This window comes from Curvibacter cyanobacteriorum (assembly GCF_028649475.1).
GTDB lineage: Bacteria > Pseudomonadota > Gammaproteobacteria > Burkholderiales > Burkholderiaceae_C > Curvibacter > Curvibacter cyanobacteriorum.
Genome location: NZ_JAQSIP010000007.1, coordinates 69,670 through 82,154 on the forward strand (window position 1 = coordinate 69,670; position 12,485 = coordinate 82,154).

The 12,485-nt window shown below is 67.6% G+C and carries 11 protein-coding genes; all 11 read right to left on the reverse strand.

The features are described from left to right. Positions 1-100 precede the first annotated feature (100 nt). A complete protein-coding gene (locus PSQ40_RS15065; protein ID WP_273952528.1) occupies positions 101-403 on the reverse strand; it encodes a DUF3325 family protein in 303 nt (100 codons plus the stop codon). Continuing rightward, a complete protein-coding gene (locus PSQ40_RS15070) occupies positions 400-2,016 on the reverse strand; it encodes a PepSY-associated TM helix domain-containing protein (RefSeq protein WP_273952531.1) in 1,617 nt (538 codons plus the stop codon). The genes PSQ40_RS15065 and PSQ40_RS15070 overlap by 4 nt, the downstream gene beginning before the upstream one ends. Further along, a complete protein-coding gene (locus PSQ40_RS15075; protein WP_273952534.1) occupies positions 2,013-2,309 on the reverse strand; it encodes a DUF3649 domain-containing protein in 297 nt (98 codons plus the stop codon). The genes PSQ40_RS15070 and PSQ40_RS15075 overlap by 4 nt, the downstream gene beginning before the upstream one ends. Next, positions 2,306-3,046 (reverse strand): DUF4198 domain-containing protein, encoded by a 741-nt coding sequence (locus PSQ40_RS15080; RefSeq protein WP_273952536.1) that lies wholly within the window; start codon positions 3,044-3,046, stop codon positions 2,306-2,308. The genes PSQ40_RS15075 and PSQ40_RS15080 overlap by 4 nt, the downstream gene beginning before the upstream one ends. Positions 3,047-3,131: 85 nt before the next feature. After that, entirely contained in the window at positions 3,132-5,279 is a 2,148-nt protein-coding gene (locus tag PSQ40_RS15085) for a TonB-dependent receptor (protein ID WP_273952538.1), read from the reverse strand. An 832-nt stretch (positions 5,280-6,111) separates the two neighbouring features. After that, the gene (gene aroQ, locus PSQ40_RS15090; protein ID WP_273952540.1) at positions 6,112-6,564 is read right to left on the reverse strand and encodes a type II 3-dehydroquinate dehydratase; all 453 of its coding nucleotides are present in this window, start codon (positions 6,562-6,564) and stop codon (positions 6,112-6,114) included. A 100-nt stretch (positions 6,565-6,664) separates the two neighbouring features. Continuing rightward, a complete protein-coding gene (locus PSQ40_RS15095) occupies positions 6,665-7,672 on the reverse strand; it encodes a TRAP transporter substrate-binding protein (protein ID WP_273952542.1) in 1,008 nt (335 codons plus the stop codon). Positions 7,673-7,744: 72 nt separating this feature from the next. Then, positions 7,745-9,022: a TRAP transporter large permease gene (locus tag PSQ40_RS15100; RefSeq protein ID WP_273948891.1), complete on the reverse strand. Its 1,278-nt coding sequence runs from the start codon at positions 9,020-9,022 to the stop codon at positions 7,745-7,747. 69 nt (positions 9,023-9,091) lie between these two features. Next, entirely contained in the window at positions 9,092-9,697 is a 606-nt protein-coding gene (locus PSQ40_RS15105) for a TRAP transporter small permease (protein ID WP_273952545.1), read from the reverse strand. Positions 9,698-10,065: 368 nt separating this feature from the next. After that, positions 10,066-11,463, reverse strand: coding sequence for an MFS transporter (locus PSQ40_RS15110; RefSeq protein WP_409338600.1), 1,398 nt, complete (start codon positions 11,461-11,463; stop codon positions 10,066-10,068). Positions 11,464-11,576: 113 nt separating this feature from the next. After that, positions 11,577-12,485: a polysaccharide deacetylase family protein gene (locus PSQ40_RS15115; protein ID WP_273952548.1), complete on the reverse strand. Its 909-nt coding sequence runs from the start codon at positions 12,483-12,485 to the stop codon at positions 11,577-11,579.

Consider the following 12,485-nt stretch of genomic DNA (forward strand, 5'->3'; position numbering starts at 1 on the left):
GCCCCTGGCTGGCAGGATCCCGCTGGCGTAGCGCTTGCCGTGGCGCCATCGGCCGGTACCGAAGTGGGTCGCCGGCCCAGGCCGTTTTGAGCTGACCCGGTCAGTCGCGCGCGGGCAAGGGCCGGGCTGCGTCGCGCCGTCCAAGGGCGACCAGGGCCCCGAACACCAGGCCTGCGGACAGGCTGGTGTGGCCGCTGTACTGCACCAGCCCGATGACCCAGCCGCTGCCGTGCACCGCCACGACCAGGGCGAGCAGCAAGGCGGCGCCACCCAGCCCCCTCAGGCGGCGCTGGGCGGCTGGAGGCAGTGGGCGCTTCAGCCGGTCCAGTTGATGGCGCTCCTGGCTCAGCGCCAAGCAGGCGAAGGCAGGCAGGCAGATCAAGGCCAGCAGCAGGTGGGTCATGAGGCCTCCTGCACCCGCGACGTCCGCGCGGTGTGGGCCGCCCGGTCCGTGGAGCGCTGGGTGGGCGAGGGGCCGAGGGGGCGTGCGCAGCGGATCGCCAGCATGGCATGCAGGGCGGCGAACACCCACAACATCAGTTCGATGCCGATGAACACCCAATCCCCTTCGGCCACACTGCGCCACAGGGGCCGGTGGGTGGCGAACAGGTTCCACAACGGCAAGGCGGCGAGCAAGGCGGTGGCCAGGCCCAGTTGCTCGACCCAGGCGCGGCGCCCGGGGCGCAGCGCGGCGTGCAGCAGGCTCAGCGCCCAGGCGGCGAAGAACAGATGCACTTCCCACTGGGCCCGGTCGGGCAGTTCGAGCGGCAGCAGGCGGTTGCCCCACAGGTAGGCGGTCATGGCGATCGACAGGCCCGCCAGGGTGGCGATGTTGAGCCGTTCCACCAGCCAGAAGCCGATGTGGGGCCGATCCGGGCGGGCCAGTCGGCCGCGCCGCTTGACGGTCCACATCACCAGGCCGGTGCCCACCATGGCGGTTCCGGCCAGGCTGACGATGAAGTACAGCCAGCGGGTCAGGGGGTCACTGAAGCGGCCCACATGCAGGGCCACCATCACCCCACGGGTCTCGGCGGCCGGGCCGACCTGTTCGCGCGCTTCGAGCAGGGCGCCCGTGCTGCCATCAAACAGCAGGTATTGGGGGCTCACGGAGCCGCGGCCCGCTTCGCCGCGCGTCACCGCCACGCGTGCCGCCGCGTCGCCGTTCAAGGTGACCACCACGCCCCGCACCGGGGCATCGCCCCAGCGGGCCTGGGCTTGGCGCACCATGTCCTGCACCGGGGCCAGGGCCACCGCCTGGCCACTGGGGCGGCCGGGCTGGATGAAGGCATTGAGTTCGCGGCTCAAGGCCTGACGCTCGGCGGGGCTGCGGAAGGCGGCCTGCTCACCGAAGGGCATGTACAGCGCCATCAGGGTGACCAGACCGGTGTAGGTGATCATCGCGTGGAAGGGCAGTCCCAGTACCGACAGCGCGTTGTGGGCATCCAGCCACGACCGCTGGCCCTTGCCCCAGCGGAAGGTGAAAAAGTCCACAAAGATCTTTTTGTGGGTGATCACCCCACTGACGATCGCCACCAGCATGGCCATGGCGCAGACGCCGGCGATCCAGCGTCCCCACAAGGCTGGCAGGTAGTGAAACTGGAAATGAAAGCGGTAGAAGAAGTCACCGCCCAGGGTCTCGCGTCCCGCCACTTTGAGCCCGGTGGCCGGGTCGAAGTGCGCGTTCTCAAAGCCGCGCCGTCCGCCTGTGCCACCGGTGCGCCAGAAGGCGCTGGCGGTGTTGTCGCGTTCACTGGGCAGGGTCACGCCCCACTGGGGGCTGTTGGGCGCCAGGGTCTGCAGCGTGTCGACCACGCGCTGGGCCACGAGCGCTGGGTCCGGGCGCTCGCTGCTCTGCGGCACTTCAGGGCGCATCCACTGCGAGATCTCTTCTTTGAAATAGCTCACCGATCCGGTGAGGAACATGGCGTACAACACCCAGCCCACCAACAGGCCTGCCCAGAGGTGCAGGTCCGACATGGTCTGGCGCAGGCCGCGGGGTGCGGGTTCCGGGCTCATGAATGTCCTCCTTGCCAGACCTGTTGGGCCAGCAGCAGCAGCGGCAGGGCGACCAGCAGCAGGCCGAGCCAGGCTCGGCGTGCGCTGCGCACCGCAAAGACCCAGACCACCGCGGCGGCGTACAGGGCAAAGCTCATCAACATGCCTGCTATCACGGCTTGGGGGCGGCTCACGGGCAAGGCCAGCACGGCCACACTGGCCAAGGCGGCCACCGCGTAGCCGCCACCGATGGCGGCGATGAGGCGGGAGATCAAGGGCCCGGTTTCCAGCACCCGGTGCAGTGTCGGTTTCATCGGCTGGGGGTGGCGGCCGGACTGGCCGGCAGGGCTGGCAGACCGTCGGCCTGAACATAGGTCAGGGTGGTCACGTAGCTGGCAGCGTCGTACTTCTCAGGTCCTTGGAGACCGGTCCGTTCGCCGGGCGTCTTGTCGCTGTGGCTGGCTTCGGCCACATAGGTGCCGCGCCAAGGCAGGTCAAACTTGACCAGGCCCTGCTCGTCGCTGCGGGCTTCCTTGGCCCAGCCCGAGGCCGTCACGAGGTTGACTTTGACCTTGGCCAGGGCCTGCCCCTTGAAGACCACCTTGAGCTCTCCGGGCGTGCCGGTGGTCACCAGGTCGAACGTCAGGCGCGGGGGCTGGGCTGTCCACTGCGTGACCAGGCGAGCCGCAGGCACATACCAACCCTTGGCCTGTGGGCCCACTTGGGGCATGGCATAGAGCGGGTACTGGGCGTCTTCGGCGACGATGGACTCTCCCTGGGCCGCTTGGAAGGGCAGCACAAAGCCATGGGGCTTTTTGGTCAGGGCCTGCTGGCGTTCACCCCGGGGGGACAGCAGGGTGGCCATGGGGCGGCCCAGTTTGTCGAGCAGTCCGGGCGAGGTTTCGCGCAGGTTGTCGCCGAACTCGCCAAAGTTCAATGTCGCGCCTTCAGCGCCTGGCGCCTGTTCCAGCCAGATCTGATGGGCTTGGGCGGAGGCCGCCGTCAGGCTGCCGAGGGTGAGCAGGGCCAGGGTGTGGATGAGCTTGTGCATGGGTTTTCTTTCGCGGCTTGAGGTGAGTCAGTCGGCACCGCATCGCACCCCGGGCGAGGCCGCGCGGTGCTGGGGCGGTGAAGGGTCAGAAGTCAATGGCGGTGGACAGCATCAGCGTGCGGGGGGCGCCCACGGTCACATACCCGCTGGCGGTCACCCAGTAGGCTTGGTCGGCGGCGTTTTCCAGGTTGGCGCGGAACACCACTTGCTTGCCTGACCACCGGGTGGCGTAGCGCGCGCCCAGGTCCATGCGGGTCCAGGCGGGCATGCGCAGCAGGTTGGCGGAGTCGTAGTACATCGACGAGGTGCTGATCACCCGGCCATTCAGGCTCAGGCCAGGCACCCAGGGGGTGTCCCAGTCCAGCCCCAGGTTGTAGGTGCGGTCGGGCACCCCGGGGGCGTCTTTGCCTTGGTTCGTGCCACTGGCCGTGCGCACCAGCTTGGCCTGGTTGAACGAGGCGCTGGACATCACCCGCAGGCCGCGCTGCACCTCCCCATAGGCCGACAGTTCCAGTCCGCGGTTACGTTGCAGGCCGCCGAAGCTGTAGACGTTGTTCTCGGTGATGGCGCTGGGGCGCTCGATTTGGTAGAGCGCCGCCTGCGTGATCAGCGTGCCCCAGTCCTTCTTGAGCCCCAGTTCGTGCTGTTTGGATTTCTGCGGTGCGAACACCTGGCCTGCGTTGGACAGGGAGGCCCCGGCCGTGCCACCGGCCGTGAGTCCGGCCGTGTGGTTGTAGTAGACCGATGTGTCCTTGTCGAGCTTGAACACCAGGCCCAGCAACGGCGTCACGCTGCTGGCTTTGTAAGGGATGGAGCCGTTGACGCTTTTTTGGTGGATGGTCTGGTCCCGCACCCCGAGCGTGGCCAACAGGCGGTTGTTGAAGAAGCCCATGGTGTCGGCCAGTGCCACGCTGCTTTGCGCCAGATCAGCGGAGCGGGTCGGTGTGCCGCGGGCAAAGGTGATGGCCGGCAAGGCCGAGGGCTGGTAGAGGTTGGACGCGGTGGCCGCGCTGGTCAGTTGGTAGAAGTACCCCGTCTCGCGCTGCATCTGGTTGGCGGCCAGCACCAGGGTGTGGCGCACCTCGCCCGTGCTGAACTGGGTTCGCACGCCCACATCGGCCGAGGTCGTCTTGTTGTATTCGTCGTAGTAGCCATTGCGCACCGTGAAGTTGCCCGCGGTGTTGATCCGTGTGGCCGCGGTGGGGAAGTTCTGCTGGCTGGCCACGTCGCTGTAGCCGATCGAGCCATACAAGGTGCTGCGCTCGTTCAGGTCGTACTCGATGCGTGAGATGACGGTCTTGGCCTGGTCAGCCAGCTTGGCGCCAGGGTAGAAGGTCGAGCGGTTGTCGGGCACAGCGGGCACTTGCGTGATGCCGGCCAGGAAGGCCGCTTGAGGCCGGTAGTTGTCGGTCTGGCCTTCGGTGTAGAGCAGATCGGCCGAGGCGCGCAGGCGGGTCCCGGCATAGTCCAAGCCGAGCGCCCCCAGACCCAGGCGCTGGTTGCCGCCGCGGATGTTGCCTTCGCCATCGCGCCAGACGGCATTGGCACGCACGCCCCACTGGTTGTCTTGGCCAAAGCGGCGTCCCACGTCCAGGTGGGTGCCCCATTGGGCGCCGCTCATGTACGTGGCGGTCAGGCGGGTCAGGGGCACATCCCCGGCCCGCTTGGTGACCACGTTGATGTTGCCGCCCACGCTGCCATTGGGCCCCACGCCGTTGGTCAGAGCGCCTGGGCCCTTCAGCACTTCCACGCGTTCGATCATCTCGAGCGGCATGCGGGTCGAGGGGGCCAGGCCATACAGCCCGTTCAGGCTGACGTCGCGCGAGCCCACCGACAAGCCCCGGATCTGGTAGTCATCCCCGTAGCCGCCCCGCGCTTGCAGGGTGCGCACGGAGGCGTCGTTCATGACCACATCCGACACGGTCAGACCTTGTTGGTTCTCGATCAACTCCGCGGTGTAGTTGGTGGTGCTGAAGGGCACGTCCATCAGGTCGGTGCGCCCCAGGATCCCCAGGTCACCGCCGCGGGCCAGTTGCTTGCCCGAATAGGTCTTCTGCAACCCCCCAATCGCCTCGCTCTGAGCGGACACCGTCACGTTGCTCAGGGTGCCCTGGCTGTCGGTGGCTTGTGCGTGGGCCCCGACGGCGCTGACCAGCACACTCAGGCCAACCAAGTGCCGGGCCAGACGGGCCACAGGGGTCGAGGGGAACGGGGGGCGAGATGAGGCGTTCATGAATCAGCGGATCCAACAGGGGGGCGGTGGCCCGGTCAGCAAGGGGAGGCCGGTCACCCATGGGTGAAAGAAGTTTTGCGAATTGTAATGTTAATGAGAATTAAACTCATTACAAAATGAATGGGTTTCGAGTCCATTCGCCAAAGAACAGTGCCGGGCCCCGTGCGCGGTCGCCGCCAGGCCATGGCACCGAGCACCGAGCACCGATTTTTGTAATAGAATGAGAATTATTCTCACAAATCCAAGGCCCACCGCCGCTGGAATCAGGCGGTAGGGAGGGGCGAAACGGACCGCAGCGGAGCGTGGTGGCCCGAGGGCCGTGCCACCGAGCGTGGCCCCTGTCCAGTGCGGTCGCCAGGCCGCAACGCCAGGTCCTGAGCCCAGGACCCAGGTGGCGGGCGCCGTTGCGCGTGGGTTTGTGGGTGGGCTAGCCGATTTCCGGCCTGCCTCGCCTCATGCTCCAAACACCTGTATTTCAGTTTCTCCAGGGTTCCCGGCATGACTCAAGGGGTGAGGCAGGCTCTTTTCTACCGCGCGCACAGGGGCTGCAAGGCGTCCACCGCGTTCCGCGCGCCTGCTGTGCCGGGCTGGCCGCCCCTGCGGGGCGATGGTCTTGCGGCCCCGTGTGCAGACCGCCCTGCCGCGCCCAACAGCCGTCCCACAGGCCAACGCTGATCAAAGCTGACCCACGCTGATCAAAGCTGACCGTTCGCAACCATCCGCCGCTTCAGCGCGCTGATTGGGGGCGGCATCGTGATCAGGTCACCGCCGTGCCTCACCAGACCCGCGGCTGAGCGCAGGTCGCCCCGCCTGTGCGGGGCCCGGGAGCCCCTCAAGCGCTGGCGCGCACGGCCGACACCGCGGCGCGCAGGGCCAGCAGGTAGCTGTCGACGCCAAACCCGCAGATCTGGCCCTTCACGATGTCCGCGAACACCGAGGTGTGGCGAAACGGTTCGCGCGCGTGGATGTTGGACATGTGCAGCTCAACCACTGGCACGGTCAGGATGGCCAGCGCGTCGCGGATGCCATAGCTGTAGTGGGTCCAGGCGCCCGCGTTGATCAGCACGGCGTCGGTGCCGTCCTGAAACGCCGCATGGATGCGCTCGCACATCTCGCTTTCAGCGTTGGTCTGGAACGAGGTCACCTCGGCGTTCAGTTCACGGCCCAGGGTCTGCAACTGCTGGTCAATCTCGGCCAGCGTGATGGTGCCGTACTGGGCCGGGTCCCGCTTGCCAAACATGTTGTGGTTGATGCCGTGGAGCATGAGGACTTGGAGCGCGCGCATGGGGTGGGTTCGAGAGGGGGATTGAAAAAATGAGAAGTTCAAACCAAACGGCCTGACCGCGTGGCAGTCAGGCCGTGGTGTTGGGGCGGTGTGGCTGGGTTTACTTGCGCAGCTTGGCCAGTTCGGCTTGCAGGGCGTTGACCACGTCCACACCGGCGATGGCCGCGTGCTTGTCGATCACCGGCTTCAGCTTTTCGCGGAACTTGGCCAGTTCAGCGGCGTTGAACTCGGTGACTTGCATGCCGTGCTTCTTCAGGCTGTCGAGGGCAGCACCCGCTTGTTCGCGCGACACGCCGCGCTGGAACTTGGCGGCTTCAACACCGGCGTCGGCAATGATCTTCTTCTCGTCGGCGCTCAGGGTGTCCCAGAACTTCTTGCTGATGATCAGCGACTGCGGGTTGTACTGGTGGTTGGTCACGGCCAGGTGCTTCTGCACTTCGTACAGCTTGTTCGCCTCGACCACCGTGAAGGGGTTCTCCTGGCCGTCGATGGCCTTGTTCTCCAGCGCGCCGTACACCTCCGGGAAGGCCATCGGCGTGGGGTTGGCGCCCAGGGCGGTGACCCAGTCGACGTTGATGGCGTTGGGGATCACGCGCAGCTTCAGGCCGGCGATGTCCTCGACCTTGTTGATCGGACGCTTGCCATTGGTGATGTTGCGGAAGCCCAGTTCCCAGTACGCCAGGCCGTGGATGCCCTTGGCGTCCAGGCGGTCGTGCATCATCTTGCCGAAGGGACCGTCGACCACGGCGTCGGCTTCCTGGGCGTTGGCGAACATGAAGGGGAAGTCGAACACCGAGAACTCCTTCAGCACATTGGCCAGGATGCCCGAGTTCATGACCATCATCTCCAGCGTGCCGCCTTGCAGGGCCGAGATGTTTTGCGCGTCGCCGCCCAGCACGCCGCCGGCGAACACATTGACCTTGAGCTTGCCGCCCGAGCGGGCGCTGACGAGCTCAGCAAACTTCTCGGCACCGGTCACCAGCGGGTGGCCCTTGGGGTTTTGCGTGGCGAACTTGATGGTGCGCGACTTGATGTCTTGGGCCGTGGCCAGGCCCATGGCGCTCACTGCGACGGCGGCGATCAGGGTCTTCAGGAAAAATCGTTTCATGCTTGTCTCCAGTCAGTGGGGTGTAGCGTCAAAAAAAGAAAGTGTGAAAAGAGAGGGGCGGTCCGAAGCGCCTCAGTAGAACCAGCGCAGCGGCGCCAGCACGGTCTGCGGGAACAGCACCATGATGAACATCACGATGAACTGCGCGGCCATGAAGGGCAGCACGCCGCGCGTGACCTCGTCCATCTTCATGCGCCCCACCCCCGCCACCACGTTGAGCACCGTGCCCACCGGCGGCGTGATCAGCCCGATCGAGTTGTTGATGATGAACAGCACCCCGAAGTACACCGGGTCAATGCCCGCGGCCTTGATCACCGGCATCAGCACCGGCGTCATGATCAGGATCGTCGGCGTCATGTCCATCGCCGTGCCCACCAGCATCACCAGCACCATGATCGCGATCAGCAGCAGCGTCTGGTTGTCCATGAAGGGCTTGAGCAACTGCACCATCTGCGCGGGCAGGTTGGCCACCGTGATCAGCCACGACGACACCATCGCCGCCGCCACCAGGAACATCACCACCGCCGTCGTCTTGGCCGCGGTCGCAAAGATCGGGTACAGCGCCTTCAGCGGCAGCTCGCGGTAGATCACGCTGGCCACAAACAGCGAGTACACCGCAGCCACCACCGCCGCCTCGGTGGGCGTGAACACGCCCATGCGCAGGCCCACCAGGATGAACACCGGCAGCAGCAGCGCCCACACCGACTCGCGCGCGGCCTTCCAGACCTCGGCGCGGGTCTTCTTCTCGGGCAGCACCAGCTGCTCCTTGCGGCCCACCCACCACCAGGTCAGCGCCAGGCCCACGGCGATCATGATGCCGGGGAAGATGCCCGCGATGAACAGCTTGCTGATCGACACGTTGGCGGTGACGCCAAAGATCACAAAGCCGATGCTCGGCGGGATGATGGGGCCGATCACGCCCGAGGCCGCGATCAGGCCGCCCGAGACTTCCTTCTTGTGCCCGGCCTTGACCATCATGGGCAGCAACAGCGCGGTGAGCGCGGCCGCATCGGCCACCGCCGAGCCCGACAGGGCCGACAGCAGGCACGCCGCCAGGATCACCACATAGCCCAGCCCGCCCTTGACGTGACCGACCAGGGCCAGCGCGAAGTTGACGATGCGCTGGGACAGGCCGCCCACGTTCATGATCTCGCCGGCGAGCATGAAGAAGGGCACGGCCAGCAGCGGAAAGCTGTCGGCGCCGTTGATGAAGTTCTGCGCCAGGATCTGCGCGTCAAACAGGTCCAGGTGCCACATCAGGGCCACGCCGCTGGCCAGCAGGGCGTAGGCAATGGGGATGCCCAGCATCATGGCGCCGATCAGGCTGCCCAGAAAAATCAGAACCGTCATGGGAGTGCGCTCCGTTGTTATTAGAGTTGTTGTTGTGGTGGTGAGGGTGGGTGGGCTCAGGCCGTGGGCTCACTTGCCCGCGTGGGGCAGCGGCTTGTCGCCCAGCGGGGAGTGGCTGTGGGCGTTCTCGCGTGCCAGCTCGGCCTGCAGGGCTTCGAGTTCGGCCTGTTCCTCGGACTCCTTGACCATGACGAGTTCGGCCTCGCTGAGCTGGCCGCTCAGGGCGCGCACCATCTGCAACAGCAGCAGCAAGGCGGCGCAGACCGAGAAGAAGACGCCGGAGGCGTAGAAGATGGCCACCGACAGGCCGGAGACGGGGGCTTCGACGTCCCAGTTGATCTTGGCCTGCTGCAGGCTGCCGTCAAAGAACAGCCAGGTGATGAACAGCATGAGCAGATGGCCGAGCACGAGGCAGACCTTCTTGCCGAGCACGGGCAGGCGCGAGACCAGCATGTCGGTGCCCAGGTGGGCGTTTTCCTTGATGGCGACGATGGCGCCGAGGAAGGTGATCCAGACAAACAGCCAGCGGGAGATTTCTTCGCTGATGGCGATGCCGGAATTGAAGCCGTAGCGCATGACGACGTTGCCAAAGACCAGCACCACCATCACGGCCATGGCGGCCGCGATCGAGATGTTGATGAATTGGCAGTACCGGTCAATGAATCGATTCAGCATGAATAAAGTCTCCTCTGGTTAGCGCTGCAAATGTACGAACCAGTTAGTTTTTGATCTATTGGTGATAACCCGAGGACTGGCCGCCCCGGGTCTGCTGGCGCACGGCCGCGGTCGATGATCGCGCAAACCGCCTCGGCAGGCGGGCGGGACCGACCCGGGGTGGCCTGGCAAGGCGGGCGGGCCAGTCGGTTGGGTGGGCAGCTGGGGGCGGGCGGCGGTCCGGGTCGCACTTCAGCGCTGCCACTGCCCTGATCCGCCGCCCGGGGCGTACCGCCCCAGCAGGGCCGCCGATGGGGCGGTCAGCGTCTACAAACCGGCGCTGGCCTGGCCCGAGGCCGTGCGGGGTGGCGTCCAGCCGCAGCGCCGCCTCAGCGCGCCCACAGCCGGGCCGTGCTGGCGGTGGCCCCGATCGCGGCGCAGACGGCACCCAGGGCCAAGGCGGTGATGGCCCCATGCGCCCCGGCCAGGCTGAAGCACAGGGCCACCCCGGCCGCGCCCAGGGTCTGGCCGGTCAGGCGCGCCAGCGCGATCATGCCGCTGGCCCCACTGGCCCGCTCGGGGGGCGCGCTGGACATCAGCGCCCGCAAATTGGGCGACTGGAAGAAGCCAAAGCCCGCGCCGCACAGGCACAGGCGCCACACGATGTCAAACGCCGACGGCTGGTCGGGCAACAGCGCCATCGAGGCCAGCCCCAGGCTCAGCAGGCTCAGGCCGATGCCCCCGAGCAGGCCCGGCGGGTAGCGGTCGGACAGGCGCCCGGCCAACGGTGCGGCCGCGGCCACCACCACGGGCCAGGCCGTCATCAGGAAGCCGGTGTCCACCGGGTCGCGGTGCAGCACCTCCTCAAAATAGAAGGGCAGCGACACAAAGGCCAGGCCCTGCGCGGCGAACGAGGCCATGGCCGTCAGCGTGGACAGCGCAAACAGCGGCCGGGCCAGCAGGTCCACCGGCAGCATGGGGGCCGGGTGACCGGCCTGGCGGCGCAGCAGCAGGGTGCCCGCCACCCCGCACACCAGCGCCGGGCTCAGCACCCAGGCCCAGGGTTCGCGTTGGGCCGCGGCGCCCAGGGCCAGGATCAGGCTGGCGAAGGTGAGGGCGCTCAACACCGCGGTCAGCGGGTCCAGGCCGTGGCCACGGCGCGCACTGTGCGGCAGGGTGCGCCAGCCAAAGCCCAGGGCCAGCAGGCCCAGCGGCACGTTGATGGCAAACAGCCAGGGCCAGTCGGCCACCGTCAGCACCAGCGAGGCCACCGTGGGGCCCACGGCAAAAAACACCCCGACCACCAGCGCGTTCATGCCCACGCCCCGGCCCAGGCGCGAGGCGGGGTACAGCAAGCGGATCAGCGCGATGTTGACGCTCATGATGGCACCGGCGCCAATGCCCTGCAGCCCGCGCGCCAGCGCCAGTTGCGGCAGGGTGTGGGCCAGTGCGCAGGCCAGCGAGGCGACGGTGAAGAAGGCCAACCCTCCCATGAAGACCCGGCGCGGGCCCACCAGGTCGCCGAGCGCGGCAAAGGGCAGCAGCGTGGCCACGACGGCGAGCTGGTAAGCGTTGATGACCCAGATCGACGCGGCAGGCGGGGCGCGCAGGTCGGCGGCGATGGCGGGCAGCGCGGTGTTGGCGATGGCGGTGTCCAGCGTGCCCAGGCCCACGCCCATCAAGATGGCGATCAGCGCCAACACCCCTTGAGGGCCAAGCCGGAAGTCGGCTTCTGCGGGCAGCTCGGTCGGGCTGGGGGCGGGTGGCGGGGCGGCTGGGGCAGACATCCAGCGACTATATCGGCGCGGCGCCATTCGTGCAGGCGCGCCCCGCGCCACGGGGTCACGGGTCACGGGTTGCGGCACCCGGAGCAGGCCTGCGCGGGCCCTGATCAGGGGGGCTAGGCCAGCGCGGCCTGCTGCACCACCAGCGTGCCGCTGCGGCCGGGGATGGTGCCCAGCGCCACCGGGCAGCGCGGCAGCGCGCTCAGGTCGAGTTGGCGCGCGCAGTCGCCCACGGTGGCAAACCGGTAGCCCTGGTCGCGCCAGCCCCGCAGCAGGCGCTCGAACACCGGGGCCAGCTTCTGGCCTTCGAGTTCGGCGTGCAGGGTGTAGACATGCAGGGGGGCCAGGTCGCGGGTGCGGGCCAGCAGCGCTTCGTGCACGTTGTCCACGGTCCAGCCGTCCAGGCCGATCAGCTCGTCCAGCGTCGGCAGGGTGCTGGGCAGTTGCACCGGGCCAATCACCTCGCCCTGGGCATTGCAGGGCCAGTAGGGGTGCTCGCCGCGGCCGTCCGAGGCCACGGTGTACCCCAGTTCGGCCTGCAGGCGGTAGGCGGCTTCGTTCATTTGCCAGCCCGCGGCGCCGTGCACGGTGGGGCGTTCGCCAAACACCTCGGCGTAGCGCTCGGTGGCACGCACCAGCTCGCGCCGGGTCCAGGCCTCGTCGGCGTCGGCCACACCGTCCTGCCAGCGCACATGGTCCCAGGTGTGCACGCCGGTCTCAAAGCCGGCGCGGCGGATGGCGCGCAGGCCTTCGGCCTCGCGCCGCCCGATGTCGGGGCCGGGCAGCATGACCCCGTACATCAAGGTCTTGATCCCGTAGTGCTCGACCACCGAGGTGCGCGTCACCTTGCCAAAAAAGCCCGGGCGGAACACGCGCTTGAGGGCGCGGCCGGTGTGGTCGGGCCCCAGGCTGAACAGGAAGGTGGCCGGGGCGTCGTGCTTTTCGAGCAGGCGCGCCAGCGCGGGCACCCCTTCGCGGGTGCCGCGGTAGGTGTCCACATCGATCTTCAGGGCGATGACGCTCAC

What these genes read in the sequence shown, in the direction of transcription:
- PSQ40_RS15065 (WP_273952528.1), bottom strand. Translation starts at nt 403, where the DNA reads ATGACCCACCTGCTGCTGGCCTTGATCTGCCTGCCTGCCTTCGCCTGC.
- PSQ40_RS15070 (WP_273952531.1), bottom strand. Translation starts at nt 2,016, where the DNA reads ATGAGCCCGGAACCCGCACCCCGCGGCCTGCGCCAGACCATGTCGGAC.
- PSQ40_RS15075 (WP_273952534.1), bottom strand. Translation starts at nt 2,309, where the DNA reads ATGAAACCGACACTGCACCGGGTGCTGGAAACCGGGCCCTTGATCTCC.
- PSQ40_RS15080 (WP_273952536.1), bottom strand. Translation starts at nt 3,046, where the DNA reads ATGCACAAGCTCATCCACACCCTGGCCCTGCTCACCCTCGGCAGCCTG.
- PSQ40_RS15085 (WP_273952538.1), bottom strand. Translation starts at nt 5,279, where the DNA reads ATGAACGCCTCATCTCGCCCCCCGTTCCCCTCGACCCCTGTGGCCCGT.
- aroQ (WP_273952540.1), bottom strand. Translation starts at nt 6,564, where the DNA reads ATGCGCGCGCTCCAAGTCCTCATGCTCCACGGCATCAACCACAACATG.
- PSQ40_RS15095 (WP_273952542.1), bottom strand. Translation starts at nt 7,672, where the DNA reads ATGAAACGATTTTTCCTGAAGACCCTGATCGCCGCCGTCGCAGTGAGC.
- PSQ40_RS15100 (WP_273948891.1), bottom strand. Translation starts at nt 9,022, where the DNA reads ATGACGGTTCTGATTTTTCTGGGCAGCCTGATCGGCGCCATGATGCTG.
- PSQ40_RS15105 (WP_273952545.1), bottom strand. Translation starts at nt 9,697, where the DNA reads ATGCTGAATCGATTCATTGACCGGTACTGCCAATTCATCAACATCTCG.
- PSQ40_RS15110 (WP_409338600.1), bottom strand. Translation starts at nt 11,463, where the DNA reads ATGTCTGCCCCAGCCGCCCCGCCACCCGCCCCCAGCCCGACCGAGCTG.